Here is a 26,003-nt window from a genome sequence, read left to right as displayed (position 1 = left end):
TTTTTTAACTTTTGTTGTTCTTCATATTTTTTCTTATATTCTGGATTTAGCAAGATGTTTTTCTCATGATTAAAAACTCTTCTCGTGATTTCATATGCATTTGTTGCCTTTCTGTTCCATATATAGTCCGTCCGCCAAAACTCTACAAGCCTTATAGATAATATGGTTTTAAGACAAGAAGTAATACAACAATCCGTAAGAAAATGATAAAATATGGTCATAAACCTTATGGATTTCAGTCAATGCCAATAGACAACATTATCAAATCGCAAGAACAAGGGAAACTGTTTGGTTATAAATTAAAAGAAGAATTAAACCCAAATAATAAGCTATATAAATTAAGAGAATTAATAAATTGGTCTAGGCTCGAAGAGTGGTTATCAAAAAATGTTTGTATTAAGAAATTTGGTAGAAATAGAAAATGTCATAGAGTGATGCTTGGCATAACGATGCTACAAGCAATGTATAATTTTTCAGATTCATTATCAGAGGAAGAGCTAAAAGAGAATATGTATTGGCAGTATTTCTGCGGGTGGGAATATATAGAAAAAGACATAGCTATCTCGGAAACTAGTATACGACGGTTTCGTAGTGTATTAGGTGAAGCTGGATATAATGAGATATTATCGGAGTTGATCAGGGTTGGGATAAAAACTAACACAATTAAAAAAAAAGATTTGGAATTAATCATCGCTGATACGACTGTACAAATTAAGAATATCAAACACCCACACGATGTTTATTTAATGGATAAAGCTAGGCTTAGCATAGTAAAGCTTTGCAACAGTTTGGGTATACATTTGAATGAAACATACGCTAGAACCTATAAACGCGATATAGTAAAGCTATGGAAATATAAAGAACATAGTAAAGCCAAGAAGCGTTGGAAAATAATGAAGCATTTAAAAATATTACTGGGTCGTTTGATTAGAGTATGTGAGCGTGAGATCAAAAATAAGCAATTAAACTTGTCTCTCAAAAATCAAGAAGTATTGCAAAAAATAAAACAAATACATAACCAATCTGTTTTAAAAAGAGAAGCTAAAAAGCAATATAAAGAAGATAACAAAGTATTATATAGTCCGTCCGCCAAAACTCTACAAGCCTTATAGATAATATGGTTTTAAGACAAGAAGTAATACAACAATCCGTAAGAAAATGATAAAATATGGTCATAAACCTTATGGATTTCAGTCAATGCCAATAGACAACATTATCAAATCGCAAGAACAAGGGAAACTGTTTGGTTATAAATTAAAAGAAGAATTAAACCCAAATAATAAGCTATATAAATTAAGAGAATTAATAAATTGGTCTAGGCTCGAAGAGTGGTTATCAAAAAATGTTTGTATTAAGAAATTTGGTAGAAATAGAAAATGTCATAGAGTGATGCTTGGCATAACGATGCTACAAGCAATGTATAATTTTTCAGATTCATTATCAGAGGAAGAGCTAAAAGAGAATATGTATTGGCAGTATTTCTGCGGGTGGGAATATATAGAAAAAGACATAGCTATCTCGGAAACTAGTATACGACGGTTTCGTAGTGTATTAGGTGAAGCTGGATATAATGAGATATTATCGGAGTTGATCAGGGTTGGGATAAAAACTAACACAATTAAAAAAAAAGATTTGGAATTAATCATCGCTGATACGACTGTACAAATTAAGAATATCAAACACCCACACGATGTTTATTTAATGGATAAAGCTAGGCTTAGCATAGTAAAGCTTTGCAACAGTTTGGGTATACATTTGAATGAAACATACGCTAGAACCTATAAACGCGATATAGTAAAGCTATGGAAATATAAAGAACATAGTAAAGCCAAGAAGCGTTGGAAAATAATGAAGCATTTAAAAATATTACTGGGTCGTTTGATTAGAGTATGTGAGCGTGAGATCAAAAATAAGCAATTAAACTTGTCTCTCAAAAATCAAGAAGTATTGCAAAAAATAAAACAAATACATAACCAATCTGTTTTAAAAAGAGAAGCTAAAAAGCAATATAAAGAAGATAACAAAGTATTATATAGTTTTCATGATAGTGGACTGAAAAATCAAGACAAAAAAATGAGTAGTATGTTTTCCTAATTTTTCGATTATCAGGCAGCAATTTGCTGATAATTTTGCATATAATTCAGATATACATTCATAGGCTTTTTATAACCAATACTTGAATGAAATCTGTGATAATTATATTTATTCAGATAATGATCAATCCCCTCTTTTAACTCTTTAACATTGTTAAAATCATTAATAAAGATACAATTATATTTTAAAGTTCTAAAAAACCTTTCTATTACTATATTATCAATACTTCTACCTTGGCCATTCATTGAAATTTGGATATCATGCTCCTTGAGAATATTTATGTGGTCATAACTGGTATATTGGCTACCTTGATCACTATTAAATATCTGTGGAGCGTTATACTTACTGAGAGCTTGTTTCAAGACATCAGTTACAAGAGATGCATCCATAGAATTTGACAGTTTATAGCTCAATATGGCCTTGCTATGCCAATCTATAATAGCTGCCATATACATAAAGCCACCATTAGTTCTAATGTAAGTAATGTCACCACTCCAAACCTCATTCACATTAGGCACATACACTTGCTTTGTTGAGCCAGATTTAGTCCAATATTGATCAAGTAAGTAGCTATAGATCTTATGCTCACTATCGTTTCGAGAAGTAGATTTTTTCTTATGTGGGTAAATAGCTTCTATACCCATCATCCTCATATATTTCAGTACTCGATCTTTACCGACAATAAAACCATCTTCTAGTAACTGTTGATGAATATAGCGATAACCAAATTCAGGATTATCTGTATATATTTCATCTATTCTATTTAAAATACTTAATTTATTTATACTCATCTCCTTGGATTTATAGTAGGCTGTAGATCGACTAATCTTTAATAGTTCACACTGTCTTGATTTTGAGAGTTGATTTAGCTTGGAGTGTACAAGACTCTTTTTATTTGATAAATCCAAGCTTTTGAGCTTTCCCACGGCCCAGTCCCTCTCAACTGTGATTCTACCAAGAGCTTTAGCAAGCTCATCATTTTGCTCTTGTAAATGATTTATTTGTTCTTGATATTCACTCAAAACTTTAGCTGGTTCAAAAGCTAATGCCGCATTACCTAAAAACTGTTTTTTCCAATTTTGAATTGTTTTAACACTTATTGCATATTTTGAAGCTAACTGACCAAGTGTCGACTCCTCTTTTATTAATTCTAATACTATCCCCGTTTTTTCTGAAGCACTGAAAATTTTTACTTTATTTTTCTTCATCTTTCCTCTTAAGTTTATTGCTATTTATTCTAACTTATTGCGGAAACACACTCCTTCATTTTTTTGTCCAATTTTTTTAGTCCATTATACATGCCCCTGAAGTAGAGTGTATAGGAAAGGGAAAACGCAACAAGCCATATGAGTTTGGCAATAAAGTAGCGGTAGTAGTAAGTGGTCGTAGAAATTTTGTTTTATCCGCAAAATCGTTTCATAATAATCCTTATGATGGTCATACATTGCATCAGAGCTTTGAAGCAGTAGAGAGTGTCACTGGAATCAAGATAAAGAAATCATTTGTTGATCTTGGGTATAGTGGTAGCAATGTAAAGGAGAAGAGTAAGGTATATACCCCAAAAACGCGGAAGAAGTTGTTACAAGAGGACAAGTCTATGATCAAGAGACGCAGTGCCATAGAACCAATAATAGGTCACTTAAAGCAATATGGTCGGATGGGTAGAAACTTCTTGAAAGGTATGATAGGAGATATTATCAATCCAATAATCTCTGCTATTGGTTTGAATTTACGATGCATTGCAAATCATTTACAAATCGTGTCTAACTCCACATAAATCAAAAATATCATCATGCAAAAACTAGATGAACGATAAAAAATCGTTAACAATAGCTCCATATCAAAATTAGACCAACACAGAAATGTATCAGTAAAAATTAACATAACTTATTAATTTTTATTGAAAATCTTAGCAATTTGTTGTCAAAACTCTATCCCATTACAAATGATCAGGATTTGAAGTGTTTTTGGCGGATAGACTATATAGTTTTCATGCCCCTGAAGTAGAGTGTATAGGAAAGGGAAAACGCAATAAGCCATATGAGTTTGGCAATAAAGTAGCGGTAGTAGTAAGTGGTCGTAGAAATTTTGTTTTATCCGCAAAATCGTTTCATAATAATCCTTATGATGGTCATACATTGCATCAGAGCTTTGAAGCAGTAGAGAGTGTCACTGGAATCAAGATAAAGAAATCATTTGTTGATCTTGGGTATAGTGGTAGCAATGTAAAGGAGAAGAGTAAGGTATATACCCCAAAAACGCGGAAGAAGTTGTTACAAGAGGACAAGTCTATGATCAAGAGACGCAGTGCCATAGAACCAATAATAGGTCACTTAAAGCAATATGGTCGGATGGGTAGAAACTTCTTGAAAGGTATGATAGGAGATATTATCAATCCAATAATCTCTGCTATTGGTTTGAATTTACGATGCATTGCAAATCATTTACAAATCGTGTCTAACTCCACATAAATCAAAAATATCATCATGCAAAAACTAGAGGCTCTGTCTCATCAATTGTGTAAATTTCGTGAACCATTAAATTCTACCATCAAATTTGATCATAAAATGAGCCATAGCTTCATTCCAATTGGGGATAGGCATAGACCATTTTTTGGTAATATAATCAATTGTCAGATATAAAACTTTAAATACTGCGTCATCATTTGGAAAGATGCGTTTATTCTTAGTAACTTTTCTCAATTGGCTATTCAGCGATTCTATCGCATTTGTAGTGTAAATAATCTTACGAATCTCCTTTGGATATTGCAAGAAAATTATCAAATTATCCCAATTATTATACCAAGATTTAGCTATATGCGGATATTGCTTACTCCATTTTTGATCAAATGACTCAAGAGCTAATTCTGCTTCTTTTTCAGTAGCAGAAGTATAGATTAGTTTCAAATCCGCTGCTAATTGCTTTCTATCTTTATATGATACATATTTGAGGCTATTCCTGATCTGATGGACAATACAAATTTGATGTTCAGTTTTCGGATATACTGATGCAATAGCATCAGACATACCAGTTAGATTATCACTACAAGCAATTAAGATATCTTTTACTCCTCGATTCTTCATTTCAGTAAAATTACCAAGCCAAAATTTAGCTCCTTCATTCTCACTTATCCATAAGCCTAAAATATCCTTTCTGCCAGATAAATCTATTCCTAAAGCTACATATACTGATTTATTAATAATAAGTTTATCTTGTCTTACTTTCACTACTAAACAGTCAAAATATACTATAGGGTATACTGATTCAAGAGGTCTACTCTGCCAAATCTTGACCTCATCTATTACTTCATCTGTAATCCTGCTGATTAGGCTCTCACTGATCTCAGCTCCATATAATTCTTGCAATTGTGTTTTAATATCAGACACACTCATACCCTTCGCATATAAGGATATTATCTTTTGGTCTAAGCCATCTATTCTTGTTTGTTTCTTTGAGACTATTATAGGTTCAAATTTACCTTGTCTGTCTCTTGGAACATTTATCTCTATAGTACCATTCTCACTAATCAGATTCTTACTAAAACTACCATTCCTCGCATTCTCAGTTTCAGCTCTATCATACTTGCTATAACCTAAATGTTCTGACATCTCAGCATGCAGTGCTCGCTCTAAAATACCCTTGGTTAATTCCTTAATTAATCCATTCTGACTTAGTACTGTTTTTAAATCTACTCCGCCTTCTATCAGCAAATCTATTGCTTCATTTATTTTTTTATTCTTCTCTATTTGCATTTCTGTTACCTATATTTTTAATTACTTCTAATATAGGCTCAACAAAAATTTACACAATCATTGCAAAAGACTCAAACTAGATGAACGATAAAAAATCGTTAACAATAGCTCCATATCAAAATTAGACCAACACAGAAATGTATCAGTAAAAATTAACATAACTTATTAATTTTTATTGAAAATCTTAGCAATTTGTTGTCAAAACTCTATCCCATTACAAATGATCAGGATTTGAAGTGTTTTTGGCGGATAGACTATATAGCCTAATTTCGGCACCGTCAAGTTAATAGGTATAAATTAAGTATTGAGCGATGGTAATAACAATTGTTCGGTAAATTCCAGTATTAATCTCTCAGGGTTTAATTCCCCGAAGCTCTGCTTCGTGATATCATAAGAAACAACTAAAACTTTTTTAGATACCTCGTAGCTCTGCTGCGAGGAGCATCATTTAAAAAATCCTCAATTTCTTGTAATTGCTTTATTGTTAATTTTTTTATATCTAAAGATTTAGAGTATACTCTGTGCACCATTGAGTTAATCTTCTCTATCAATGGTTTTTGCCATGGAGAATAAGGATTGCAAAAATATACTTTTCGTTCAGATTTTGGCAATAGTTGTTCATGATTGGTAAATTCTTTGCCATTATCTAACGTTATGCTTTTGATTATATGCGACAATTGTTTAAGTTTTTTATTCATGTTACCAATCACATCTTGTGTTCTTTTTGAACGGTTTAAAGTGAGAAACACTTTTTGTGTTCTGATATCCACAAGAGCGCCTATATTACGACTTTGATTACCTTTGTTAAAAGTTAAATCACCTTCTAAATGACCTATTGCTGCTATCTTTCTATTTATCTCTGGTCTTTCAGTAATGGAAACTCGATTTGGTATTGTAATTCTTTTGTTTCTGATTCTTGTACCATGATGCAACCTATTTTTCCTTTTTCTTGCTAAAGATAAATATAATTTTTGCCTTTGTGCTATAGGAGATGTATAAATAAACTGGTATATACTCTCTGTAGAAATATTGACAGTATCTCGTGATAGTTTACGTCTACCTGAAATTATATCTGGTGAAATACCCTGTGTTAACTGCTTTATTATTTCTGCTCGTAAATTATTATCAATATCTAATTTTCTTTTTCTCTTACCTTGCCTTAAACTGCAAGCAAGTGTGTTAGCCCTATCTGGTCTATAATTATGCCTCATTCTCTTGAGTTCATAACATATAGTGCTTTTATCACGGCCAATCTTTGTCCCTATATATCGCGAGCTATAACCACTCTTATTCATTTCGTATATTTTAAATCTTTCATCTATCGTTAAATGAGCCATGATATATCTATATTTAATTAAAAATTGATTATATCTGGCTTAATTAATTATAGAACTTTCCATCGAAACAGTATTTAGTCTATCCGCCAAAAACACTTCAAATCCTGATCATTTGTAATGGGATAGAGTTTTGACAACAAATTGCTAAGATTTTCAATAAAAATTAATAAGTTATGTTAATTTTTACTGATACATTTCTGTGTTGGTCTAATTTTGATATGGAGCTATTGTTAACGATTTTTTATCGTTCATCTAGTTTTTGCATGATGATATTTTTGATTTATGTGGAGTTAGACACGATTTGTAAATGATTTGCAATGCATCGTAAATTCAAACCAATAGCAGAGATTATTGGATTGATAATATCTCCTATCATACCTTTCAAGAAGTTTCTACCCATCCGACCATATTGCTTTAAGTGACCTATTATTGGTTCTATGGCACTGCGTCTCTTGATCATAGACTTGTCCTCTTGTAACAACTTCTTCCGCGTTTTTGGGGTATATACCTTACTCTTCTCCTTTACATTGCTACCACTATACCCAAGATCAACAAATGATTTCTTTATCTTGATTCCAGTGACACTCTCTACTGCTTCAAAGCTCTGATGCAATGTATGACCATCATAAGGATTATTATGAAACGATTTTGCGGATAAAACAAAATTTCTACGACCACTTACTACTACCGCTACTTTATTGCCAAACTCATATGGCTTGTTGCGTTTTCCCTTTCCTATACACTCTACTTCAGGGGCATGAAAACTATATAATACTTTGTTATCTTCTTTATATTGCTTTTTAGCTTCTCTTTTTAAAACAGATTGGTTATGTATTTGTTTTATTTTTTGCAATACTTCTTGATTTTTGAGAGACAAGTTTAATTGCTTATTTTTGATCTCACGCTCACATACTCTAATCAAACGACCCAGTAATATTTTTAAATGCTTCATTATTTTCCAACGCTTCTTGGCTTTACTATGTTCTTTATATTTCCATAGCTTTACTATATCGCGTTTATAGGTTCTAGCGTATGTTTCATTCAAATGTATACCCAAACTGTTGCAAAGCTTTACTATGCTAAGCCTAGCTTTATCCATTAAATAAACATCGTGTGGGTGTTTGATATTCTTAATTTGTACAGTCGTATCAGCGATGATTAATTCCAAATCTTTTTTTTTAATTGTGTTAGTTTTTATCCCAACCCTGATCAACTCCGATAATATCTCATTATATCCAGCTTCACCTAATACACTACGAAACCGTCGTATACTAGTTTCCGAGATAGCTATGTCTTTTTCTATATATTCCCACCCGCAGAAATACTGCCAATACATATTCTCTTTTAGCTCTTCCTCTGATAATGAATCTGAAAAATTATACATTGCTTGTAGCATCGTTATGCCAAGCATCACTCTATGACATTTTCTATTTCTACCAAATTTCTTAATACAAACATTTTTTGATAACCACTCTTCGAGCCTAGACCAATTTATTAATTCTCTTAATTTATATAGCTTATTATTTGGGTTTAATTCTTCTTTTAATTTATAACAAAACAGTTTCCCTTGTTCTTGCGATTTGATAATGTTGTCTATTGGCATTGACTGAAATCCATAAGGTTTATGACCATATTTTATCATTTTCTTACGGATTGTTGTATTACTTCTTGTCTTAAAACCATATTATCTATAAGGCTTGTAGAGTTTTGGCGGACGGACTATTTAGTGTGCTGAAGGGTGCTTTCGAGCTCGAACATACAAGACATAGATCAATTTGGAATGCCTTTGTACATATCTTATCCGCCCTAATTGCATACTGTATGAAACCTAACAAACCTGCTATATCTCAAAATTAGCTAATCCAGAATTCAGGTTGAGAGATTAAAAAAAGTGGCGAGTGTATCAATCTATAATTTGTATTATATATCAAATAATTTACTTTAAATTGTAGAAATATCGCTTTTAAGATGATAAAAGCACTAAATATTTAACTTTAAATATAAATTTTTACTTTAGTCAGAAAAATTAGAATTTTTGTCAAAACTTCAGATCCTAACTTTCTTATATTATATTAATCTTTCTTGACATTGGACCAAAAATATTGTATAAACTTTCGCATCTTCAGAATGTAACAAAACAGTATATAGTCTCTAAATTTTTTAGAGAAAATATCTTTTCATAAAATCTCGAAGTGCTTAAGTTTTTTTTTTGTCCCTAGGGCTTTATAATGCTAAGTACCTCATCATCGCGACCGTTTAAAAGCAAATTTAGAGCCGCTTTTTGGCCTATTCATAACTACGAACTCGGAAAATTTATTCCGATGAGTGCCTTAATGTTTTGCATTTTATTTAATCAAAATATTTTACGAATATTAAAAGATAGTATTTTAATTTCTGAAATCAGTGCAGAGATAGCTGGTTTTGCTAAAGTTTATTGTGTTACACCTGCAGCTGCTTTATTTGTAACTATTTATGCTAAAATGATTAATCATCTTACTTTTGAGAAGATTTTTTATTATTTAACTGCATTTTTTATCGGCTTTTTTGTTTTATTTGCTTTTGTTATCTATCCTAATACTCATATTGTTCATGTGCATCCGAACTATTTAGCTGATTGGATGGAACGCTACCCGCATTTTAAATGGTATATATCATTAATAGGCAATTGGGGTTATATAGTATATTACAGCCTCGCCGAGCTTTGGCCTAATATTTTTTATGTATTATTATTCTGGCAATTCGCCAATGAGCTTACTACTACTGAAGAAGCTAAAAGACTCTATACGCTTTTCTCGTTATTTGGTAATTCATCTTTAATATTAGTGGGCTTCTTAATGATGAATTTATCATCTGAAGAGACTATTGTGAAGCACTTTATAAATATTTCTGACAGCAAAATCACTTTAGTACAAATATCAACTATTTTGGTTACAATCGTTGCAGTTATTTGTTGTCTACTAATTCGTTTTATTAGCAGAAATGTTTTTACTAATCCTTTATTTTATGCTAAGGCAAAAAGTGGACGATCAACTTCCGAGCGTATGGGGATCATTAAGAGCTTTAAATATATTGCAAAATCTAAATATTTATGGCTACTTTTAATCTGCTCCGCAGCATTTGGTTTTGCTATTAATTTAGTTGAAGCCGTATGGAAAGCAAAAATTAAGGAGCTATATCCAACTGTTAATACTTATGCTGAATTTAACAGCTTGTATATACTTTGGACCGGCGTTGCTATTATGGTTATGACTATTATCGGCAATAATGTTATGCGTATGCACAACTGGTTTGTTGCTGCTGTAATCTCACCTGTGATAATAATGGTTACTGGAGTTCTGTTCTTTGTGCTTATTGTATTTGATCAAAAAATCCTATCATTATTTGATGGGGCAATTTTAATGTCACCTCTTGCACTTGCCGTATCTATCGGCGGAATCCAGAATATTTTAGCTAAGGGAACAAAATATTCTATATGGGATACTTCAAGAGAAATGCTATATATCCCTCTTGATCAAGAGTTAAAAACAAAAGGTAAAGCTGCTGTTGACGTGATAAGTGCAAAAGTTGGTAAATCATCAAGTGGGCTTGTACAATCTATTATATTTACCATAATCCCAACTGCAACTTTTACCTCTATTTCACCTGTTCTAATGATGGTGTTTACTTTCGTATGCCTTGCTTGGATTTATGCGGTGAGAAAGATATATTTCGAATATCAAAAAATCGCGTAGACACAGATAGAACTTGAAAAATTGGCATCGTCGTTTTATAAGAGCTGCGGTACTCACATATTAAGTATATGCTCCGTTCCTTGCCTTATAACTGAAGTTTTGACAAAAAGATAGCCAAACTTATAAGTTATGATATAAATACGCTCAAATCTGAAGTTTTGACAAAAATTCAGATACAAGAAATGTTGCAAGAAATAAAAAATTTTTCCCTATAATCAAGATGTGGTTTTAGAATTAATACTATCACTAGTAACTAATGATAGCGTTAAAGCAAGATCTGTTGTTGAATTAACAACTAATAAAGATTTTCAGCGTAGTTGGTCAAGTGTATACAGAGCTATAGAGAATTTTTACTGTGCTCGTGATGAATCATTAAATATAAGAGATAAGCAACGTTTTAAGACTCGAGAAGATATAGAAAAATACTTAATAAGGGAAAGTTCTATAATTAATTAAGCCAGATATAATCAATTTTTAATCTCTCAGGGTTTAATTCCCCGAAGCTCTGCTTCGTGATATCATAAGAAACAACTAAAACTTTTTTAGATACCTCGTAGCTCTGCTGCGAGGAGCATCATTTAAATATAGATATATCATGGCTCATTTAACGATAGATGAAAGATTTAAAATATACGAAATGAATAAGAGTGGTTATAGCTCGCGATATATAGGGACAAAGATTGGCCGTGATAAAAGCACTATATGTTATGAACTCAAGAGAATGAGGCATAATTATAGACCAGATAGGGCTAACACACTTGCTTGCAGTTTAAGGCAAGGTAAGAGAAAAAGAAAATTAGATATTGATAATAATTTACGAGCAGAAATAATAAAGCAGTTAACACAGGGTATTTCACCAGATATAATTTCAGGTAGACGTAAACTATCACGAGATACTGTCAATATTTCTACAGAGAGTATATACCAGTTTATTTATACATCTCCTATAGCACAAAGGCAAAAATTATATTTATCTTTAGCAAGAAAAAGGAAACAGGAGTTTCGCACTTAGCAAATAATATGCTAATCTAGAGAAAAATAGTTTTAGATAAAAATGACAAGATCAAAATGTAGCAAAGATTTATATAAATCATTCTTACAAGCAAGTAGTGTAAGATATACTAGCAAAGCATTATCTGAAGTAAGTCCATTAGATCTATCGCACGATAGTGCAAGTCGATGGTTAAAGAGTAAGGATTTTCGCCCTAGCGAAATCTATAGCAAAGTGTCAAAATATATTGATCTGGAAGATCCTTGTTTATTAGTGGGAGATGACACCTTATTGTCAAAGCAATACAGTAAGAGGATCGAGCTTGTAAATTATCAATATTCTGGGGCTGTACATGATGTTATACCTGGTATAGGAATGGTAAACTTACTGCATTACAATACTCAAATTGATCAATCTACTCCTGTAGATTATAGAATATATGATAAAGAAACTGATGGTAAAACAAAGAACGAGCATTTTTGTGATATGCTTTCTTTAGCTAAAGTAAGCATATAGCTCACACGGAAATGTTTCTACCACAGATTAGGAAAAACTTAGGCATTGATCAATAATTTTACGTAAACAGTTTTTAAAGTTAGTCCAGCAATGTTTAATAGGATTTAGATCTGGTGAATATGTGAGTAAATACAAAAACTATGGTAAAAACCTTTCCGCGTTAGCTATATCACAAAAATGCTCGTTCTTTGTTTTACCATCAGTTTCTTTATCATATATTCTATAATCTACAGGAGTAGATTGATCAATTTGAGTATTGTAATGCAGTAAGTTTACCATTCCTATACCAGGTATAACATCATGTACAGCCCCAGAATATTGATAATTTACAAGCTCGATCCTCTTACTGTATTGCTTTGACAATAAGGTGTCATCTCCCACTAATAAACAAGGATCTTCCAGATCAATATATTTTGACACTTTGCTATAGATTTCGCTAGGGCGAAAATCCTTACTCTTTAACCATCGACTTGCACTATCGTGCGATAGATCTAATGGACTTACTTCAGATAATGCTTTGCTAGTATATCTTACACTACTTGCTTGTAAGAATGATTTATATAAATCTTTGCTACATTTTGATCTTGTCATTTTTATCTAAAACTATTTTTCTCTAGATTAGCATATTATTTGCTAAGTGCGAAACTCCTGGGTGATTTAACTTTTAACAAAGGTAATCAAAGTCGTAATATAGGCGCTCTTGTGGATATCAGAACACAAAAAGTGTTTCTCACTTTAAACCGTTCAAAAAGAACACAAGATGTGATTGGTAACATGAATAAAAAACTTAAACAATTGTCGCATATAATCAAAAGCATAACGTTAGATAGTCTATCCGCCAAAAACACTTCAAATCCTGATCATTTGTAATGGGATAGAGTTTTGACAACAAATTGCTAAGATTTTCAATAAAAATTAATAAGTTATGTTAATTTTTACTGATACATTTCTGTGTTGGTCTAATTTTGATATGGAGCTATTGTTAACGATTTTTTATCGTTCATCTAGTTTTTGCATGATGATATTTTTGATTTATGTGGAGTTAGACACGATTTGTAAATGATTTGCAATGCATCGTAAATTCAAACCAATAGCAGAGATTATTGGATTGATAATATCTCCTATCATACCTTTCAAGAAGTTTCTACCCATCCGACCATATTGCTTTAAGTGACCTATTATTGGTTCTATGGCACTGCGTCTCTTGATCATAGACTTGTCCTCTTGTAACAACTTCTTCCGCGTTTTTGGGGTATATACCTTACTCTTCTCCTTTACATTGCTACCACTATACCCAAGATCAACAAATGATTTCTTTATCTTGATTCCAGTGACACTCTCTACTGCTTCAAAGCTCTGATGCAATGTATGACCATCATAAGGATTATTATGAAACGATTTTGCGGATAAAACAAAATTTCTACGACCACTTACTACTACCGCTACTTTATTGCCAAACTCATATGGCTTGTTGCGTTTTCCCTTTCCTATACACTCTACTTCAGGGGCATGAAAACTATATAATACTTTGTTATCTTCTTTATATTGCTTTTTAGCTTCTCTTTTTAAAACAGATTGGTTATGTATTTGTTTTATTTTTTGCAATACTTCTTGATTTTTGAGAGACAAGTTTAATTGCTTATTTTTGATCTCACGCTCACATACTCTAATCAAACGACCCAGTAATATTTTTAAATGCTTCATTATTTTCCAACGCTTCTTGGCTTTACTATGTTCTTTATATTTCCATAGCTTTACTATATCGCGTTTATAGGTTCTAGCGTATGTTTCATTCAAATGTATACCCAAACTGTTGCAAAGCTTTACTATGCTAAGCCTAGCTTTATCCATTAAATAAACATCGTGTGGGTGTTTGATATTCTTAATTTGTACAGTCGTATCAGCGATGATTAATTCCAAATCTTTTTTTTTAATTGTGTTAGTTTTTATCCCAACCCTGATCAACTCCGATAATATCTCATTATATCCAGCTTCACCTAATACACTACGAAACCGTCGTATACTAGTTTCCGAGATAGCTATGTCTTTTTCTATATATTCCCACCCGCAGAAATACTGCCAATACATATTCTCTTTTAGCTCTTCCTCTGATAATGAATCTGAAAAATTATACATTGCTTGTAGCATCGTTATGCCAAGCATCACTCTATGACATTTTCTATTTCTACCAAATTTCTTAATACAAACATTTTTTGATAACCACTCTTCGAGCCTAGACCAATTTATTAATTCTCTTAATTTATATAGCTTATTATTTGGGTTTAATTCTTCTTTTAATTTATAACCAAACAGTTTCCCTTGTTCTTGCGATTTGATAATGTTGTCTATTGGCATTGACTGAAATCCATAAGGTTTATGACCATATTTTATCATTTTCTTACGGATTGTTGTATTACTTCTTGTCTTAAAACCATATTATCTATAAGGCTTGTAGAGTTTTGGCGGACGGACTAGATAATGGCAAAGAATTTACCAATCATGAACAACTATTGCCAAAATCTGAACGAAAAGTATATTTTTGCAATCCTTATTCTCCATGGCAAAAACCATTGATAGAGAAGATTAACTCAATGGTGCACAGAGTATACTCTAAATCTTTAGATATAAAAAAATTAACAATAAAGCAATTACAAGAAATTGAGGATTTTTTAAATAATTTACCAAGAAAAGTGCTCGGTTATAAAACACCCAATGAGGTATGGGAAGAAAATATAAATCTGGCTTAATTAATACTGGAATTTACCGTTAAAACAATTCAAAATTGGAAAAAACAGTTTTTAGGTAATGCGGCATTAGCTTTTGAACCAGCTAAAGTTTTGAGTGAATATCAAGAACAAATAAATCATTTACAAGAGCAAAATGATGAACTTGCTAAAGCTCTTGGTAGAATCACAGTTGAGAGGGACTGGGCCGTGGGAAAGCTCAAAAGCTTGGATTTATCAAATAAAAAGAGTCTTGTACACTCCAAGCTAAATCAACTCTCAAAATCAAGACAGTGTGAACTATTAAAGATTAGTCGATCTACAGCCTACTATAAATCCAAGGAGATGAGTATAAATAAATTAAGTATTTTAAATAGAATAGATGAAATATATACAGATAATCCTGAATTTGGTTATCGCTATATTCATCAACAGTTACTAGAAGATGGTTTTATTGTCGGTAAAGATCGAGTACTGAAATATATGAGGATGATGGGTATAGAAGCTATTTACCCACATAAGAAAAAATCTACTTCTCGAAACGATAGTGAGCATAAGATCTATAGCTACTTACTTGATCAATATTGGACTAAATCTGGCTCAACAAAGCAAGTGTATGTGCCTAATGTGAATGAGGTTTGGAGTGGTGACATTACTTACATTAGAACTAATGGTGGCTTTATGTATATGGCAGCTATTATAGATTGGCATAGCAAGGCCATATTGAGCTATAAACTGTCAAATTCTATGGATGCATCTCTTGTAACTGATGTCTTGAAACAAGCTCTCAGTAAGTATAACGCTCCACAGATATTTAATAGTGATCAAGGTAGCCAATATACCAGTTATGACCACATAAATATTCTCAAGGAGCATGATATCCAAATTTCAATGAATGGCAAAGGTAGAAGTATTGATAATATAGTAATAGAAAGGTTTTTTAGAACTTTAAAACCTGAATTCTGGATTAGCTAATTTTGAGATATAGCAGGTTTGTTAGGTTTCATACAGTATGCAATTAGGGCGGATAAGATATGTACAAAGGCATTCCAAATTGATCTATGTCTTGTATGTTCGATCTCGAAAGCACCCTTCAGCACACTAAATACTGTTTCGATAATTGAGCGTTTGCGTAATAATATTTTTTCAAATAATGGCATAAGTTTATTCTTCATTTTCTTCTTTATGCCAGTTACTAACTTGATTCCTTTGCTGTATAGATCATCAAAGAGCTCCTGTTTGATATAACCCTTATCGCCAAACAATAATCCCGTGATATGTTTGGTGATTATCGAAACCGGCGCTCTATCATCTACATTACCAGGCGTTAGTTTTAGACCTTGAATCTCACCTTTTTCGTTAATAACCAAATGTAATTTTAGACCAAAAAACCAACTTTTTGTTGTTTTACCCAAAGCAGCAATACCGGCAAAGACTTTATTACGAGAGATTCTTTTTCGATGACAAACCTCTAAAGATGTGGCGTCAATATAAGAAACTCCCGTAGATTGAGCTGCCTGCATATACCATTCCAGTAATAAAACTAAATAACACAGAACTCTTGGTTTTAGAGCTATAAAACGAGTATATGATGGAAGAGTTACAAAGTCTGATTTATATAATTGTAGATAGGACATATAAAAATATTTAAAGTTTTTACAAGGTGATTGATGGTATAAAAGCACTATTGTTAACAGCTCAGAATGGCTTTGTTGCATAAATAAGCTTTTGAATATACTGCCCCTAACCCCGCAATGCTAGCCTAGCCAACAGGCACAGAGATAGGTTTACCAATTTCAAACATTTTGTTTAATAAGTGGCATTTAATAGACATTTCTTTTGTCATATTTTGATCATGTCTTGATAGAAACTTACTACCAAAAGAAGTTTTAAATCGAAAGAACGTGTTCTCTACACGCTCCCTTCTACCATAATTATTCTTTACCCTCCATGCTTGGTATCCTTTGTTTTGTTGATATATAACAGCTGCATCTCTCTCAGTTTTATCCCTAAGCGATTGAACTTTTACTGAAGAGTTTGGGGGTCTAATAACTGGTTTTATCTTCTTCTTTCTCAACAATTGATATGTAGATTCACCGTCATACCCTCGATCTCCCAGAAAATCCTTGGCTCTGACATTAGCTATTAGTAGTCCAATCTGTGATCTATCATCTATAGTATGCTCTGTGGTACTATCGGCAAGTATCATACCTTGATCTTCTATAACGATATGTAGCTTTTTCCATATGCGACGCTTATATTGCTTACCATGCTTATTTTCTAGCCATTCGTTCCCTGTGTAGGCTTGTATCCCTGTACTATCCATTGAAATACAACTAAATTCTTTATCTTGATTTCCATGTAAATACCTAAGATCTAATGACTTCATACGCTTACTTAATGTTGTATAGTCTGGACATCTAATAGATAAACCCGATATTTCAAAGAGCCAGTTTATAAAGCCTTGGGTTTGGCGTAACTTAAGACCGAATAAGCATCTGATCTTCAAACACTGTAATATAGCGTGATCACTATAGCGTCTAGGTCTTCCTCGTTTCATTTCCTCTCTGTAATCAGCATACCAGCCAATCGCCAAATCACTGGCAATCATAAAATCTATGCGACCCCTATTGCGTAAAAAATTATTATATTCTGACCAATTCGTTATTTTATATTTAGAATACTTGCGTGATTTACTAAAAGGGGCTTTCTTCCGAGATCTCATATAATCTGGATTATTTTTTAATGTCCCCCTTCGGGGATCAAAAATCCCTCGCCTTTAGGCGAAGGGAAGATATAATGAAATTGCTTTAGCAATGAATTTATATCAAGAAATATGAGAAGTTATAGAAAGAATAGTCATAGTCAGTATGATTTAAAAGTGCATCTTATATGGATACCAAAATATAGGAAGAGAATATTGATAGGCAAAGTATCGGAAAGGACTAGAGATTTACTGAGGCAGATTTGCATGGAACATGAAGTACATATAATTTCAGGGAAAATATCCTGTGATCACGTACATATGTTTATCTCATATAAGCCGCAAATATCTCTTAGCAAGTTAGTACAGTATTTAAAAGGCATTAGCTCAAGAATTTTATTGCAAGAATTTACTCATTTACGAAAACAATTTTGGGGCAATCATTTGTGGGCTAGGGGCTATATGGCAGTCAGTTCAGGTAATATAACTGATGAAATGATACAGCACTATATTGATGAACAGGAAGGTGAACCTGTGAATGATGATCGATTTCTAATCGATTCCACTTTATAACCCCTCAGCTTATAGCTGAGGGTTGTTTAGTTCAGGACATCTTACCAGATTATCACCACTCTTGCTCTACAAATTTTATTTATGCAACAAAGCCGTTTCGTAGTGTATTAGGTGAAGCTGGATATAATGAGATATTATCGGAGTTGATCAGGGTTGGGATAAAAACTAACACAATTAAAAAAAAAGATTTGGAATTAATGGCTTTGTTGCATAAATAAAATTTGTAGAGCAAGAGTGGTGATAATCTGGTAAGATGTCCTGAATTAAAAAATAATCCAGATTATATGAGATCTCGGAAGAAAGCCCCTTTTAGTAAATCACGCAAGTATTCTAAATATAAAATAACGAATTGGTCAGAATATAATAATTTTTTACGCAATAGGGGTCGCATAGATTTTATGATTGCCAGTGATTTGGCGATTGGCTGGTATGCTGATTACAGAGAGGAAATGAAACGAGGAAGACCTAGACGCTATAGTGATCACGCTATATTACAGTGTTTGAAGATCAGATGCTTATTCGGTCTTAAGTTACGCCAAACCCAAGGCTTTATAAACTGGCTCTTTGAAATATCGGGTTTATCTATTAGATGTCCAGACTATACAACATTAAGTAAGCGTATGAAGTCATTAGATCTTAGGTATTTACATGGAAATCAAGATAAAGAATTTAGTTGTATTTCAATGGATAGTACAGGGATACAAGCCTACACAGGGAACGAATGGCTAGAAAATAAGCATGGTAAGCAATATAAGCGTCGCATATGGAAAAAGCTACATATCGTTATAGAAGATCAAGGTATGATACTTGCCGATAGTACCACAGAGCATACTATAGATGATAGATCACAGATTGGACTACTAATAGCTAATGTCAGAGCCAAGGATTTTCTGGGAGATCGAGGGTATGACGGTGAATCTACATATCAATTGTTGAGAAAGAAGAAGATAAAACCAGTTATTAGACCCCCAAACTCTTCAGTAAAAGTTCAATCGCTTAGGGATAAAACTGAGAGAGATGCAGCTGTTATATATCAACAAAACAAAGGATACCAAGCATGGAGGGTAAAGAATAATTATGGTAGAAGGGAGCGTGTAGAGAACACGTTCTTTCGATTTAAAACTTCTTTTGGTAGTAAGTTTCTATCAAGACATGATCAAAATATGACAAAAGAAATGTCTATTAAATGCCACTTATTAAACAAAATGTTTGAAATTGGTAAACCTATCTCTGTGCCTGTTGGCTAGGCTAGCATTGCGGGGTTAGGGGCAGTATATTCAAAAGCTTATTTATGCAACAAAGCCGTTCATGATTGGTAAATTCTTTGCCATTATCTAACGTTATGCTTTTGATTATATGCGACAATTGTTTAAGTTTTTTATTCATGTTACCAATCACATCTTGTGTTCTTTTTGAACGGTTTAAAGTGAGAAACACTTTTTGTGTTCTGATATCCACAAGAGCGCCTATATTACGACTTTGATTACCTTTGTTAAAAGTTAAATCACCTTCTAAATGACCTATTGCTGCTATCTTTCTATTTATCTCTGGTCTTTCAGTAATGGAAACTCGATTTGGTATTGTAATTCTTTTGTTTCTGATTCTTGTACCATGATGCAACCTATTTTTCCTTTTTCTTGCTAAAGATAAATATAATTTTTGCCTTTGTGCTATAGGAGATGTATAAATAAACTGGTACAGGAGTTTCGCACTTAGCAAAGTTGCGAATCAGTTAAAAGCCATCTGATATTGTTTTGAATTGATGTTTTTATAACTTCCCAAGTTTGTTGATATAAAGTAATGTTTTCATTTACAGGAGTTTCGCACTTAGCAAATAATATGCTAATCTAGAGAAAAATAGTTTTAGATAAAAATGACAAGATCAAAATGTAGCAAAGATTTATATAAATCATTCTTACAAGCAAGTAGTGTAAGATATACTAGCAAAGCATTATCTAAAGTAAGTCCATTAGATCTATCGCACGATAGTGCAAGTCGATGGTTAAAGAGTAAGGATTTTCGCCCTAGCGAAATCTATAGCAAAGTGTCAAAATATATTGATCTGGAAGATCCTTGTTTATTAGTGGGAGATGACACCTTATTGTCAAAGCAATACAGTAAGAGGATCGAGCTTGTAAATTATCAATATTCTGGGGCTGTACATGATGTTATACCTGGTATAGGAATGGTAAACTTACTGCATTACAATACTCAAATTGATCAATCTACTCCTGTAGATTATAGAATATATGATAAAGAAACTGATGGTAAAACAAAGAACGAGCATTTTTGTGATATGCTTACTTTAGCTAAAGAAAGAGGTATCAAGCCTGATGCTATAGTTATGGATGCTTGGTATAGTGGTTTGGATAATTTAAAACATATACGTAATTTAGGTTGGATATGGGTTACCAACCTAAGAAAAAATAGAAAAGTTAATCGTAATGTTAGCTTGGAAACTTTAGAGATTCCCGATGAAGGGCTAAAAATTCACCTACGTGGATACGGTTGGGTTACGGTATTTAAGTTTGTGGCAAAAAATGGTCGCATTGATTACATAACAACTAATTTAGAGAATCCTACACGTGAGCAAATAGAGAAAATTGTTAAGGCGCGTTGGTCTATAGAAGTTTATCATCGAGAATTGAAACAAACTTGTGGTATTGAATGCTGTCAGGCACGCACGGGTCGAGCTCAAAGAAATCATATTTGCCTTGCTGTATTGGCCTGGCTTGATATGAACAAAAGGAGGATAAATGAAAACATTACTTTATATCAACAAACTTGGGAAGTTATAAAAACATCAATTCAGAACAACATTAAATGGCTTCTAACTAATACACAATTTTGCTAAGTGCGAAACTCCTGTGGTATATACTCTCTGTAGAAATATTGACAGTATCTCGTGATAGTTTACGTCTACCTGAAATTATATCTGGTGAAATACCCTGTGTTAACTGCTTTATTATTTCTGCTCGTAAATTATTATCAATATCTAATTTTCTTTTTCTCTTACCTTGCCTTAAACTGCAAGCAAGTGTGTTAGCCCTATCTGGTCTATAATTATGCCTCATTCTCTTGAGTTCATAACATATAGTGCTTTTATCACGGCCAATCTTTGTCCCTATATATCGCGAGCTATAACCACTCTTATTCATTTCGTATATTTTAAATCTTTCATCTATCGTTAAATGAGCCATGATATATCTATATTTAAATGATGCTCCTCGCAGCAGAGCTACGAGGTATCTAAAAAAGTTTTAGTTGTTTCTTATGATATCACGAAGCAGAGCTTCGGGGAATTAAACCCTGAGAGATTAAAAATTGATTATATCTGGCTTAATTAATTATAGAACTTTCCCGTTCTTTCGATTTAAAACTTCTTTTGGTAGTAAGTTTCTATCAAGACATGATCAAAATATGACAAAAGAAATGTCTATTAAATGCCACTTATTAAACAAAATGTTTGAAATTGGTAAACCTATCTCTGTGCCTGTTGGCTAGGCTAGCATTGCGGGGTTAGGGGCAGTATATTCAAAAGCTTATTTATGCAACAAAGCCAGACAGAGCCCAATTGGAATGAAGCTATGGCTCATTTTATGATCAAATTTGATGGTAGAATTTAATCTCTCAGGGTTTAATTCCCCGAAGCTCTGCTTCGTGATATCATAAGAAACAACTAAAACTTTTTTAGATACCTCGTAGCTCTGCTGCGAGGAGCATCATTTATGCAACAAAGCCACGAAGCAGAGCTTCGGGGAATTAAACCCTGAGAGATTAAAAAAAGTGGCGAGTGTATCAATCTATAATTTGTATTATATATCAAATAATTTACTTTAAATTGTAGAAATATCGCTTTTAAGCTGATAAAAGCACTAAATATTTAACTTTAAATATAAATTTTTATTTTAGTCAGAAAAATCAGAATTTTTGTCAAAACTTCAGATGCATTAACTAAGATAGATGCTTGATGATTATTATCTTATCTATCCCATAATTAAGTTACGGGATAAAAAAGCATTTGAATAAAGACAAATCAAATTGCAGAGTAACGAAGATAGCCTTAAGCTGACTCAGCTAAAGTCTCTGTTGCAGATTCTTCAGTTTTTTGCTCACGTAAATAATCTTGTATCTCTGATTCTGATCTTGCAACAATCACTGTAACTTCTGTACTAAGCTCAGCATGCAATCTTACTTCAACCTTGTAAATCCCTGTAGATTTAATCTGAGTATCAAGAATTATATTTAAATGAGAAATAGGGTAAGATACAGCTTGAGATAATTTTTCGGCTATTTCTTTATTATTTACTGAACCAAATAACTTACCATCATCTGATGTTTGACGAACAAAAATTAATTTTTGATCTTTAATAAGATCATTAATTTTTGTTATTTCTGATTTTATTTGTTTATCTTTTTCTTCTAATTCATGTTTCTGCTTAACAATTAATTCTTTATTAAGCTCAGTAGCTCTAATAGCTAATTTTTGTGGTAAAAGATAATTACGACCAAATCCGTCGGCTACTTTATGTATTTCCCCTATCTTACCTAATTTTCTCACCGGTTTAATTAAAATAACTTCCATGGTATTATACGTCCTTTACTTAGCTTGAAATACAAAAGGTAACAATGCTAAAATTCTTGCAATTTTAATAGCATTATTTAGCTTTCTTTGTTTTTTTGCACAAACATTTGTGATTCTACTTGGTAGCATTCTACCACCTTCGGAAACAAATTTTATTAAAAGCTCTGGATTTTTATAATCAATAACCGGTGCATTAGGCACAGAAAGAGGGCAACCTTGACGTCTTCTAAAGAACACTTTTTTAGAAGCTCTTTCCATTGGTTTTCGGGTTGTTGTTTCACTAGTATTATTTTTCGACATTCTTTACCTTAATTCCTGCAAATTTAGATTTGATTATTTATAATTAGCCGTTACATCAATTACTGGAGTATTTTCTGTACTTTGATTTTTTAATATCGGTGAAGGCTCATTACTAATTGAATCTACTTTCTGTGTAAGAAATCTTATGATATTTTCATTAAGTTTCATTTTTCTTTCTAGCTCTTGCTTTACAGCTGGAGTAGTATCAAGACCTAAAAGGTAATAATGTCCTTTTTTGTGATTACCGATTTTATACGCTAAAGCTCTTAATCCCCAGTATTCTTTTTTTACAATAGCACCGTTATTATCTTTAATGATTTTACTAAAATCATCAACTATTTTATCTATATCATTTAATGATACGTCTTGACGCACAATAAAAACTGACTCGTAAAAACTCATAATTATAAGAATCCCAACAAAAACTTTAAAATAAAGCTGTTTATAGCAACTGAAACTATTAAATTCAAGTATTATTTTTAAAAAATTATTATTTCTTTGTTTATTTTTAAAAAAGTTTGCTATAACCCCTAGTAAATCTGAAGATTATTAACAAAAATTTCAATTATTTACTAAATGATGCTCCTCGCAGCAGAGCTACGAGGTATCTAAAAAAGTTTTAGTTGTTTCTTATGATATCACGAAGCAGAGCTTCGGGGAATTAAACCCTGAGAGATTAATAAGTATCCAAGCGAATTATGCACAATACGTAAATATAGGACACGTAAGGATCCATTTGTGAAGCACTGGGATGAAATAGAATCAATGCTAGAATCAGCACCGGAGTTGCAAGCAACTACCATATTAGCATATTTGACAGAAAAGTATCATGGGAATTATAATGGGAAGCAATTACGCTGTTTGCAGAAAAGGTTGAAACAATGGAGAGCTGCACATGGTAAGGATAAGACAGTAATCTTTTTACAAAATATTCTTCCTGGCAAACAGAGTCAGTCTGATTGGACCAATATGAATCAATTGGGTATTTGTATTGGTGGGCAACCATATCCTCACTTACTATTTCATTTTATGTTGCCTTATTCATGTTGGGAAACTTTTAGCATATGCCATAGTGAAAGTTTTGATACATTAGCATCAGGGTTTGAAAAAGCTGTATGGGAGTTAGGTGGAGTTTTACCAGAGCATCGTACAGATAATTTAAGTGCAGCTACCAAGCAATGTGGTAAGGCTTTGTTGCATAAATAAGCTTTTGAATATACTGCCCCTAACCCCGCAATGCTAGCCTAGCCAACAGGCACAGAGATAGGTTTACCAATTTCAAACATTTTGTTTAATAAGTGGCATTTAATAGACATTTCTTTTGTCATATTTTGATCATGTCTTGATAGAAACTTACTACCAAAAGAAGTTTTAAATCGAAAGAACGTGTTCTCTACACGCTCCCTTCTACCATAATTATTCTTTACCCTCCATGCTTGGTATCCTTTGTTTTGTTGATATATAACAGCTGCATCTCTCTCAGTTTTATCCCTAAGCGATTGAACTTTTACTGAAGAGTTTGGGGGTCTAATAACTGGTTTTATCTTCTTCTTTCTCAACAATTGATGTGTAGATTCACCGTCATACCCTCGATCTCCCAGAAAATCCTTGGCTCTGACATTAGCTATGGCTTTGTTGCATAAATAAGATTTGTAGAGCAAGAGTGGTGATAATCTGGTAAGATGTCCTGAATTAAAAATAATCCAGATTATATGAGATCTCGGAAGAAAGCCCCTTTTAGTAAATCACGCAAGTATTCTAAATATAAAATAACGAATTGGTCAGAATATAATAATTTTTTACGCAATAGGGGTCGCATAGATTTTATGATTGCCAGTGATTTGGCGATTGGCTGGTATGCTGATTACAGAGAGGAAATGAAACGAGGAAGACCTAGACGCTATAGTGATCACGCTATATTACAGTGTTTGAAGATCAGATGCTTATTCGGTCTTAAGTTACGCCAAACCCAAGGCTTTATAAACTGGCTCTTTGAAATATCGGGTTTATCTATTAGATGTCCAGACTATACAACATTAAGTAAGCGTATGAAGTCATTAGATCTTAGGTATTTACATGGAAATCAAGATAAAGAATTTAGTTGTATTTCAATGGATAGTACAGGGATACAAGCCTACACAGGGAACGAATGGCTAGAAAATAAGCATGGTAAGCAATATAAGCGTCGCATATGGAAAAAGCTACATATCGTTATAGAAGATCAAGGTATGATACTTGCCGATAGTACCACAGAGCATACTATAGATGATAGATCACAGATTGGACTACTAATAGCTAATGTCAGAGCCAAGGATTTTCTGGGAGATCGAGGGTATGACGGTGAATCTACATATCAATTGTTGAGAAAGAAGAAGATAAAACCAGTTATTAGACCCCCAAACTCTTCAGTAAAAGTTCAATCGCTTAGGGATAAAACTGAGAGAGATGCAGCTGTTATATATCAACAAAACAAAGGATACCAAGCATGGAGGGTAAAGAATAATTATGGTAGAAGGGAGCGTGTAGAGAACACGTTCTTTCGATTTAAAACTTCTTTTGGTAGTAAGTTTCTATCAAGACATGATCAAAATATGACAAAAGAAATGTCTATTAAATGCCACTTATTAAACAAAATGTTTGAAATTGGTAAACCTATCTCTGTGCCTGTTGGCTAGGCTAGCATTGCGGGGTTAGGGG

General features: G+C 32.7%; 23 protein-coding genes and 10 pseudogenes. 18 read left to right on the top strand and 15 right to left on the bottom strand.

Features of this window, described 5'->3' with window-relative positions; all coding sequences use genetic code 11:
- Nucleotides 1-203: 203 nt before the first annotated feature.
- Nucleotides 204-1,112 (top strand): transposase, encoded by a 909-nt coding sequence (locus tag AAHI98_RS05030; RefSeq protein WP_342224860.1) that lies wholly within the window; start codon nt 204-206, stop codon nt 1,110-1,112.
- 46 nt (nt 1,113-1,158) lie between these two features.
- Nucleotides 1,159-2,094, top strand: coding sequence for a transposase (locus AAHI98_RS05025; protein ID WP_342225216.1), 936 nt, complete (start codon nt 1,159-1,161; stop codon nt 2,092-2,094).
- Nucleotides 2,095-2,105: 11 nt separating this feature from the next.
- On the opposite strand, the gene AAHI98_RS05020 is transcribed toward AAHI98_RS05025, so the two are convergent.
- On the bottom strand, nt 2,106-3,302 hold the full coding sequence (locus tag AAHI98_RS05020) for an IS3 family transposase (RefSeq protein ID WP_342224752.1): 1,197 nt from the start codon (nt 3,300-3,302) through the stop codon (nt 2,106-2,108).
- A gap of 83 nt (nt 3,303-3,385) precedes the next feature.
- Here AAHI98_RS05020 and AAHI98_RS05015 point away from each other — a divergent pair, with 83 nt between their 5' ends.
- Together AAHI98_RS05015 and AAHI98_RS05010 are read left to right on the top strand one after the other, a co-directional pair.
- Entirely contained in the window at nt 3,386-3,871 is a 486-nt protein-coding gene (locus AAHI98_RS05015) for a transposase (RefSeq protein ID WP_342225379.1), read from the top strand.
- 190 nt (nt 3,872-4,061) lie between these two features.
- Nucleotides 4,062-4,565: a transposase gene (locus tag AAHI98_RS05010; RefSeq protein ID WP_342224861.1), complete on the top strand. Its 504-nt coding sequence runs from the start codon at nt 4,062-4,064 to the stop codon at nt 4,563-4,565.
- 66 nt (nt 4,566-4,631) lie between these two features.
- Here the strand turns inward: AAHI98_RS05010 and AAHI98_RS05005 are convergent, their stop codons facing one another.
- From AAHI98_RS05005 to AAHI98_RS04995, 3 genes are all read right to left on the bottom strand, one after another.
- Nucleotides 4,632-5,846, bottom strand: coding sequence for an IS256 family transposase (locus AAHI98_RS05005; RefSeq protein WP_342224684.1), 1,215 nt, complete (start codon nt 5,844-5,846; stop codon nt 4,632-4,634).
- A gap of 401 nt (nt 5,847-6,247) precedes the next feature.
- Nucleotides 6,248-7,183 (bottom strand): IS30 family transposase, encoded by a 936-nt coding sequence (locus AAHI98_RS05000; protein WP_342225215.1) that lies wholly within the window; start codon nt 7,181-7,183, stop codon nt 6,248-6,250.
- A 280-nt stretch (nt 7,184-7,463) separates the two neighbouring features.
- The gene (locus AAHI98_RS04995; protein WP_342224851.1) at nt 7,464-8,825 is read right to left on the bottom strand and encodes an IS5 family transposase; all 1,362 of its coding nucleotides are present in this window, start codon (nt 8,823-8,825) and stop codon (nt 7,464-7,466) included.
- 80 nt (nt 8,826-8,905) lie between these two features.
- On the opposite strand from AAHI98_RS04995, the pseudogene AAHI98_RS04990 reads away from it, so the two are divergent.
- The 5 genes and pseudogenes from AAHI98_RS04990 to AAHI98_RS04970 form a co-directional block, all read left to right on the top strand.
- Nucleotides 8,906-9,040: pseudogene (locus tag AAHI98_RS04990) on the top strand (IS982 family transposase); the annotation flags it as partial.
- A gap of 371 nt (nt 9,041-9,411) precedes the next feature.
- Entirely contained in the window at nt 9,412-10,914 is a 1,503-nt protein-coding gene (gene tlc5, locus AAHI98_RS04985) for a GTP/GDP exchange transporter Tlc5 (protein ID WP_342225213.1), read from the top strand.
- A 222-nt stretch (nt 10,915-11,136) separates the two neighbouring features.
- Nucleotides 11,137-11,370, top strand: a complete 234-nt coding sequence (locus AAHI98_RS04980) for a hypothetical protein (protein WP_342225212.1) — start codon at nt 11,137-11,139, stop codon at nt 11,368-11,370.
- A 139-nt stretch (nt 11,371-11,509) separates the two neighbouring features.
- Nucleotides 11,510-11,908, top strand: a pseudogene (locus AAHI98_RS04975) (transposase); the annotation flags it as partial.
- Nucleotides 11,909-11,968: 60 nt separating this feature from the next.
- A pseudogene (locus AAHI98_RS04970) lies at nt 11,969-12,409 on the top strand (IS701 family transposase); the annotation flags it as partial.
- 177 nt (nt 12,410-12,586) lie between these two features.
- Here AAHI98_RS04970 and AAHI98_RS04965 read toward each other — a convergent pair.
- Nucleotides 12,587-13,012: pseudogene (locus AAHI98_RS04965) on the bottom strand (IS701 family transposase); the annotation flags it as partial.
- 39 nt (nt 13,013-13,051) lie between these two features.
- Here AAHI98_RS04965 and AAHI98_RS04960 point away from each other — a divergent pair.
- On the top strand, nt 13,052-13,291 hold the full coding sequence (locus AAHI98_RS04960; RefSeq protein WP_342225209.1) for a hypothetical protein: 240 nt from the start codon (nt 13,052-13,054) through the stop codon (nt 13,289-13,291).
- A 162-nt stretch (nt 13,292-13,453) separates the two neighbouring features.
- On the opposite strand, the gene AAHI98_RS04955 is transcribed toward AAHI98_RS04960, so the two are convergent.
- The gene (locus AAHI98_RS04955) at nt 13,454-14,815 is read right to left on the bottom strand and encodes an IS5 family transposase (protein WP_342224717.1); all 1,362 of its coding nucleotides are present in this window, start codon (nt 14,813-14,815) and stop codon (nt 13,454-13,456) included.
- 77 nt (nt 14,816-14,892) lie between these two features.
- Between AAHI98_RS04955 and AAHI98_RS04950 the strand changes: the two are divergent.
- Both AAHI98_RS04950 and AAHI98_RS04945 read left to right on the top strand, forming a co-directional pair.
- Nucleotides 14,893-15,168, top strand: a pseudogene (locus tag AAHI98_RS04950) (transposase); the annotation flags it as partial.
- A 9-nt stretch (nt 15,169-15,177) separates the two neighbouring features.
- Nucleotides 15,178-16,098: pseudogene (locus tag AAHI98_RS04945) on the top strand (IS3 family transposase); the annotation flags it as partial.
- Nucleotides 16,099-16,115: 17 nt separating this feature from the next.
- Here the strand turns inward: AAHI98_RS04945 and AAHI98_RS04940 are convergent.
- Both AAHI98_RS04940 and AAHI98_RS04935 read right to left on the bottom strand, forming a co-directional pair.
- Nucleotides 16,116-16,853: pseudogene (locus AAHI98_RS04940) on the bottom strand (IS982 family transposase); the annotation flags it as partial.
- A 53-nt stretch (nt 16,854-16,906) separates the two neighbouring features.
- Nucleotides 16,907-17,869: an IS5 family transposase gene (locus tag AAHI98_RS04935; protein WP_342224734.1), complete on the bottom strand. Its 963-nt coding sequence runs from the start codon at nt 17,867-17,869 to the stop codon at nt 16,907-16,909.
- A 111-nt stretch (nt 17,870-17,980) separates the two neighbouring features.
- Between AAHI98_RS04935 and tnpA the strand changes: the two genes are divergently transcribed.
- Together tnpA and AAHI98_RS04925 are read left to right on the top strand one after the other, a co-directional pair.
- Nucleotides 17,981-18,421 carry an IS200/IS605 family transposase gene (gene tnpA / locus AAHI98_RS04930; protein ID WP_095568239.1) on the top strand — a complete coding sequence of 147 codons (441 nt, stop codon included), beginning with the start codon at nt 17,981-17,983 and terminating at the stop codon, nt 18,419-18,421.
- Between the two features lie 284 nt (nt 18,422-18,705).
- Nucleotides 18,706-19,668: an IS5 family transposase gene (locus tag AAHI98_RS04925; protein WP_342224734.1), complete on the top strand. Its 963-nt coding sequence runs from the start codon at nt 18,706-18,708 to the stop codon at nt 19,666-19,668.
- Between the two features lie 52 nt (nt 19,669-19,720).
- On the opposite strand, the pseudogene AAHI98_RS04920 reads toward AAHI98_RS04925, so the two are convergent.
- Both AAHI98_RS04920 and AAHI98_RS18510 read right to left on the bottom strand, forming a co-directional pair.
- A pseudogene (locus AAHI98_RS04920) lies at nt 19,721-20,125 on the bottom strand (IS30 family transposase); the annotation flags it as partial.
- A gap of 8 nt (nt 20,126-20,133) precedes the next feature.
- A pseudogene (locus AAHI98_RS18510) lies at nt 20,134-20,235 on the bottom strand (IS701 family transposase); the annotation flags it as partial.
- Between the two features lie 59 nt (nt 20,236-20,294).
- On the opposite strand from AAHI98_RS18510, the gene AAHI98_RS04915 reads away from it, so the two are divergent.
- A complete protein-coding gene (locus AAHI98_RS04915; protein ID WP_342225110.1) occupies nt 20,295-21,275 on the top strand; it encodes an IS701 family transposase in 981 nt (326 codons plus the stop codon).
- 16 nt (nt 21,276-21,291) lie between these two features.
- On the opposite strand, the pseudogene AAHI98_RS04910 reads toward AAHI98_RS04915, so the two are convergent.
- Nucleotides 21,292-21,621, bottom strand: a pseudogene (locus tag AAHI98_RS04910) (transposase); the annotation flags it as partial.
- A 124-nt stretch (nt 21,622-21,745) separates the two neighbouring features.
- Here AAHI98_RS04910 and AAHI98_RS04905 point away from each other — a divergent pair.
- On the top strand, nt 21,746-21,925 hold the full coding sequence (locus AAHI98_RS04905; protein WP_342225206.1) for a hypothetical protein: 180 nt from the start codon (nt 21,746-21,748) through the stop codon (nt 21,923-21,925).
- Between the two features lie 559 nt (nt 21,926-22,484).
- Here AAHI98_RS04905 and rplI read toward each other — a convergent pair.
- The 3 genes from rplI to rpsF are packed head-to-tail and all read right to left on the bottom strand — an operon-like array spanning nt 22,485 to nt 23,708.
- Nucleotides 22,485-23,006: a 50S ribosomal protein L9 gene (gene rplI, locus AAHI98_RS04900; RefSeq protein WP_342225205.1), complete on the bottom strand. Its 522-nt coding sequence runs from the start codon at nt 23,004-23,006 to the stop codon at nt 22,485-22,487.
- 15 nt (nt 23,007-23,021) lie between these two features.
- Complete coding sequence (rpsR, locus tag AAHI98_RS04895; RefSeq protein ID WP_342225204.1) at nt 23,022-23,306, bottom strand: 30S ribosomal protein S18; 285 nt, start codon at nt 23,304-23,306, stop codon at nt 23,022-23,024.
- Nucleotides 23,307-23,339: 33 nt separating this feature from the next.
- On the bottom strand, nt 23,340-23,708 hold the full coding sequence (gene rpsF, locus AAHI98_RS04890; protein WP_342225203.1) for a 30S ribosomal protein S6: 369 nt from the start codon (nt 23,706-23,708) through the stop codon (nt 23,340-23,342).
- Nucleotides 23,709-24,044: 336 nt separating this feature from the next.
- Between rpsF and AAHI98_RS04885 the strand changes: the two genes are divergently transcribed.
- Nucleotides 24,045-24,512, top strand: coding sequence for a hypothetical protein (locus tag AAHI98_RS04885; protein WP_342225202.1), 468 nt, complete (start codon nt 24,045-24,047; stop codon nt 24,510-24,512).
- Between the two features lie 38 nt (nt 24,513-24,550).
- Here the strand turns inward: AAHI98_RS04885 and AAHI98_RS04880 are convergent, their stop codons facing one another.
- Complete coding sequence (locus tag AAHI98_RS04880; RefSeq protein ID WP_342225201.1) at nt 24,551-24,967, bottom strand: transposase; 417 nt, start codon at nt 24,965-24,967, stop codon at nt 24,551-24,553.
- A 51-nt stretch (nt 24,968-25,018) separates the two neighbouring features.
- Here AAHI98_RS04880 and AAHI98_RS04875 point away from each other — a divergent pair, with 51 nt between their 5' ends.
- The gene (locus tag AAHI98_RS04875) at nt 25,019-25,981 is read left to right on the top strand and encodes an IS5 family transposase (RefSeq protein ID WP_342224734.1); all 963 of its coding nucleotides are present in this window, start codon (nt 25,019-25,021) and stop codon (nt 25,979-25,981) included.
- The last annotated feature ends 22 nt before the right edge of the window (nt 25,982-26,003 follow it).

The sequence above is a fragment of the Rickettsia endosymbiont of Urophora cardui genome (assembly GCF_964030725.1).
In the GTDB taxonomy this organism is placed as follows: Bacteria; Pseudomonadota; Alphaproteobacteria; order Rickettsiales; family Rickettsiaceae; genus Rickettsia.
This window is presented reverse-complemented; position numbering and strand designations above follow the sequence as displayed.